The following is a 5,036-nucleotide window of genomic DNA, read 5'->3' as shown; positions in this document are numbered from 1 at the left end:
ACTTCCGTGTTCGGTATGGGAACGGGTGTGACCTCTTTGCCATCATCACTAGACTTTGTTATGTATCTTGTTTTGAAGTTGTTTACCTGTCCTTCAAGACAAGAATTATTGTATAACGTTTTCTAACATTGTGCAATACTTTTTTATAAAAAAAAGAAATTATTACTTTTAAAAGATATTTTTGTTAAGTAAGAGAAAATATTGCCCTGCAAAATATTATAGCAATTGTTGATTCAAAAGAAAACATTTATTTTATTTCACCTATATTCTTAGCTTATAATCTATTTCAAAACAAGTGAAGAATATAGATAATCCTTCACTCGTCCTCTCATTAAATATTTGCAAGCTCTCTTTTTAATTTTGCAATATCATCAAGTGTAGTAGAAGGACCAAAAGATATTCTAAAAAATTGGCGTGCCGCTTCAAAAGAAAAACCCATTGATAGAATGGCCTTTGTTCCAGATTCACTATGAATATCACATGCACTACCTGTAGAGATACAGATTCCCGCCTCATTTAACTTTAAAAGAACATATTGCCCCTCTACTTTCTCCATCATTACCCCACAAATATTAGGTAGTTGCTGTTTACACTCAACGATCTGACATGTTTCAGGTAAATTATTTTCGAAATAATTTCTTAAAGTTTCATAATGTTGCAATTCATATTGATAGTTTTCAATTGCCGCCGCAAAGGCCACGATTGCAGGAGTATCTAATGTCCCTCCTCTGAGCCCCCTCTCATGTGTCACACCTGGTGTTAATGCAGGTACTCGGATTGCGGGGTTAATATATATGGCCCCACATCCCTTTGGCCCACCTATTTTATGAGCCGAGATGGTAATTGCATCTGCTCCTTTTGGTATAGCTAGTTTGCCAAATGATTGTACACAATCAACATGACAGAAAATATTTGATTTTCTTGCTATCTCTACGATTTTCTCCACGGGCAGGATAGAACCAATTTCAGAATTGACATGTTGAATGGTAATTAAAGCAGTATCTTCACGGATTGCTTGTTGCAATTGCCTCAGATCAACGCAGCCATCCCTCTGCAAAGGTAATTTTGTTACAGTAAAGCCCTTTTTCTCAAGTGTATTCAAAGCTGCGTGCACTGAGGTATGCTCAGCTTGGGATGAAATAATGTGTTTTCCTTTTTTTGAGGCTAGCGCTAACGACAAGATGGCTATTAGATTTCCTTCTGTGCCACTACCCGTAAAAATTACGCCATCACTACGTACACCGAGGGCATGGGCTACAACCTCTCTTGAATGCTGGACAAAATAAAGGGCTTGTCCCCCTAGATCATGCAAGCTTGCACTATTTCCATAATAACGTTGTGCTACCTCTACATATGCCTCAAGAGATTCTCTCATCATAGGTGACGTTGCAGCATAATCCATATAAATCATCATCTTCTTCCTCTCTTGTTCATCGGGTCTTGTTTTCTTTTTTATTTTATGTAAAGATAGGTGTCAAGACAACTGTAAAGAAGGTATAACTATGGATGTAAAGACAGACGTCCTTATAATTGGTAGTGGCATTGCTGCACTTCAAGCTGCTTTACTGCTTGAAGAACATTTTCAAATACAAATTGTTACAAAATCATCTATATATATGAGTAGTTCTTATCGTGCACAAGGTGGTATTGCTGCTGTTATAAGTGAGGAGGATCATATTCAACACCATATGGCTGATACATTAAAAGCTGGAGAGTATCACCATGAGAAAAGGCATGTTAAAACACTTATTAAAGATGGCACGGAGATTATGCAAAACTATCTAAAGAATGGCCTCCCTGTTGATCGGCAGGTCGATGGAAAACCTGCTCTAGGACTTGAAGGAGCACATAGTCATCATCGTATTCTACATGCAGGTGGTGATCGTACTGGTCAGATTTTCATAGATTACTTGCTTCATAAACTCTCACCCAAAACAAAGATCAATTGCTATGAAATGGCTTATGAGCTTTTACAGAATACAGATGGTGACTGTGTAGGAGTACTAACTAAAGGAGAAAAAGGTACAAAACGTTACTTGGCTCATCATGTTATTTTAGCGACAGGTGGTGCAGGTGCCCTTTATTCAAGCACATCTAATTTTCCAACCAATACAGGCGATGGGATCGCATTAGCATTTCGAGCAGGCGCTGCCATTAGTGATATGGAATTTATGCAATTTCACCCGAGTCTTCTGTGGTGTAAAAATGAAGCAAAGGGATTAGTTTCTGAAGCTGTCAGAGGGGCTGGGGGTATTTTTGTGAACGCTCAGCATCAGCCCATTATGACAGGTTTACATGCTCAACTTGACCTAGCACCAAGACATATTACGGCACTTGCCCTATTTACAAAACGTGCAGCTGGTGAAGAAACGTTTATTGATATCACTAACATTCAAGACTTTGAAGCAAAATTTCCAACAATTACTCAGCTGTGCCATGATAATCATGTTCATTTACAGGATGGCCTAATCCCCGTGGCTCCAGGAAGTCATTTCTTGATGGGTGGTGTTATTGCTGATGACAAAGGAAGAACTACTATACCTAACCTATATGCAGTCGGTGAGGTTGCCTGTACAGGCGTACATGGAGCAAATCGTTTAGCAAGTAACTCACTATTGGAAGGTATTACATTTGGTCAAAAAATGGCACAATTCATCATTCAAAAAGGGTGTCATCAAAAAAATTTTTTACTTGAAAACCCTCATTGTACTGATAAAATGCCATCTTTATTTAGCAAACCACAATTACAGCAACACATGATGCAGTTTCTAGGTATTGTTAGAAATATTGATGACTTGCAGCATTTTGTTCAGCAATTGCCCTCCTTGCAATCACTTCTTCACGTTAATTTAAATGGTCTCGAACTAGCTGAGTTGGAATTATTTATGATGCATGAAGTCGCCACATTAATGGCACATGCAGCAATTACGCGAACGGAAACACGAGGAGCTCATATTCGGACGGATAAACCCGAAATGGAAGCACAATGGGCAAGCCGATGGATTATTTTTTCGCAAGGACAAATGAAAGTGAGGAACTCATTGTATGAATATCATCAAACTCGAGGAAATGCTCAAACAATTTTTTAATGAGGATTTAGGAGATGGGGATTTATCGAGTGAATTTATCTTTTCAGCCGATCAACTAGGATCTTTTTCTTTTTACGCGAAAGAAAGCGGAATTTTTTGCGGGGCACTCATTATTGAGCATGGCTTTCTCTTACTCGATCGATCAATCGAAGTCAACCTTCATAAAAAAGATGGAGAGATGGTTAAGTCAGGTGATGTGCTTGCTGTGATTAAAGGTCCCTTACAAAAGTTATTAATAGGTGAGCGTGTCATTTTAAATCTTATTCAACGAATGTCTGCTATTGCAACGGCGACCAATCGTGCCGTTCAAGAAACAGTAGGTACTCATGCAAAAATATGTGATACCCGTAAAACAATACCAGGACTGCGTATGTTAGATAAATATGCTGTTCGAATTGGTGGTGCTTTTAATCATCGTAATGGCCTGTATGACGCAATTATGCTAAAGGATAATCATATTGCCTTTGCTGGTAGCATAGCTAACGCAGTTCAAGCCGCTAGAGCGAAAGTCGGTCATACCGTAAAAATTGAAGTTGAAATTGAAACAAAAGAACAGTTAGAAGAAGCTATCAAGGCAGGAGCAGATATTATAATGTTTGATAACCGTAGCCCAGAAGAAATCCGTGCATGGCTTCCCATTGTTCCACCAACTATTGCGACTGAAGCATCTGGGGGCATCACACTTGAAAATTTAAAGGCATATGCCCAATCAGGTATTCAATGGATTTCACTTGGCTCCCTAACACATTCAGTTAAAGCTTTTGATATTAGTGCACTCGTTCAAATGAAAGGAGATCATTCCCTTGTCCATCACTAGTTTATTACAACAGACGTCATTACTTCCAGAGCATTATCGGGCACTATCTGTAAAGGAAATGGAATCTCGTATTTTATCAATAAAGAAAAAATTAGGGCCTAAATTATTTATTCCTGGGCACCATTATCAAAAAGATGAAGTCATTCAATTTGCAGATGCAACCGGGGATTCTTTACAGTTAGCTCAATTATCTGCAGCAAATAAGGAAGCTGAACACATCGTATTTTGCGGTGTGCATTTTATGGCAGAGACTGCTGATATGCTGACAACGAAACAGCAACATGTCTATTTACCAGATATGCGCGCTGGTTGTTCAATGGCTGATATGGCTGATATTTATCAAACAGAACAAGCATGGCCAATTCTTCAAGAACTCTTTGGTGATACGATTATTCCTCTAACCTATGTTAATTCAACTGCGGCTATTAAAGCCTTTACCGGAAGACATGGTGGTGCTTGTGTCACTTCATCGAATGCAAAGGAACTTGTTCAATGGGCTTTTACCCAAAAACAGCGGATCTTCTTTTTACCTGACCAACATTTAGGAAGAAATACTGCCTATGATTTAGGTATACCTCTTGAAAATATGGCTGTTTGGAATCCACATAAGAACATGCTCGAAACAAAAGAGCCTCTTGAAAATATTCAGGTTATACTTTGGAAGGGTCACTGCTCTGTGCACGAAGGTTTTACCGTTCAACATACAGAGGTTATTCGTAAAAAACACCCAACTATGAGCATTATCGTTCACCCTGAATGCAGCCGTGAAGTGGTAGCAGCAGCTGATGATGCAGGCTCCACAAAATACATTATTGATACAATCAATCGAGCTCCAAGCGGATCTGCATGGGCAATTGGAACAGAAATGAACCTTGTCAATCGCATTATTAAGCAGCATCCTGATAAACATATTGTCTCCTTAAATGAAAACTTTTGTCCTTGTTTAACAATGAATCGCATCGACCTTCCGCATTTGTTATGGAGCTTAGAAAGTATCGAGCAAGGGCAACCTCATAACCGTATACAAGTAGATGAACATACTACTACTGAAGCTCTTAGCTCACTTGAAAGAATGCTAGCCAGAGGATAAATAGTTAAACTTTTTAAACAGAAAGGTTATAAGATATAAC

4 protein-coding genes are annotated in these 5,036 nt (G+C 38.7%); 3 read left to right on the top strand and 1 reads right to left on the bottom strand.

The window, feature by feature from the left end:
- Positions 1-331: 331 nt before the first annotated feature.
- Positions 332-1,411: a cysteine desulfurase family protein gene (locus tag V1L66_RS05865; protein ID WP_374116344.1), complete on the bottom strand. Its 1,080-nt coding sequence runs from the start codon at positions 1,409-1,411 to the stop codon at positions 332-334.
- Positions 1,412-1,502: 91 nt separating this feature from the next.
- On the opposite strand from V1L66_RS05865, the gene nadB reads away from it, so the two are divergent.
- From nadB to nadA, 3 genes are read left to right on the top strand one after another with little or no spacing between them, the layout of a single operon-like run.
- A complete protein-coding gene (nadB, locus tag V1L66_RS05860; RefSeq protein WP_016995534.1) occupies positions 1,503-3,089 on the top strand; it encodes an L-aspartate oxidase in 1,587 nt (528 codons plus the stop codon).
- Entirely contained in the window at positions 3,046-3,906 is an 861-nt protein-coding gene (gene nadC / locus V1L66_RS05855; protein WP_016995533.1) for a carboxylating nicotinate-nucleotide diphosphorylase, read from the top strand. The genes nadB and nadC overlap by 44 nt, the downstream gene beginning before the upstream one ends.
- The gene (nadA, locus tag V1L66_RS05850; RefSeq protein WP_333006977.1) at positions 3,893-4,996 is read left to right on the top strand and encodes a quinolinate synthase NadA; all 1,104 of its coding nucleotides are present in this window, start codon (positions 3,893-3,895) and stop codon (positions 4,994-4,996) included. Before nadC ends, nadA begins: the two co-directional genes overlap by 14 nt.
- Positions 4,997-5,036 lie beyond the last annotated feature (40 nt).

Source organism: Lysinibacillus sp. IITD104 (assembly GCF_036698265.2).
In the GTDB taxonomy this organism is placed as follows: domain Bacteria; phylum Bacillota; class Bacilli; order Bacillales_A; family Planococcaceae; genus Lysinibacillus; species Lysinibacillus boronitolerans.
This window is presented reverse-complemented; position numbering and strand designations above follow the sequence as displayed.

What these genes read in the sequence shown, in the direction of transcription:
- nadC (WP_016995533.1), top strand. Translation starts at nt 3,046, where the DNA reads ATGAATATCATCAAACTCGAGGAAATGCTCAAACAATTTTTTAATGAG.
- nadB (WP_016995534.1), top strand. Translation starts at nt 1,503, where the DNA reads ATGGATGTAAAGACAGACGTCCTTATAATTGGTAGTGGCATTGCTGCA.
- V1L66_RS05865 (WP_374116344.1), bottom strand. Translation starts at nt 1,411, where the DNA reads ATGATTTATATGGATTATGCTGCAACGTCACCTATGATGAGAGAATCT.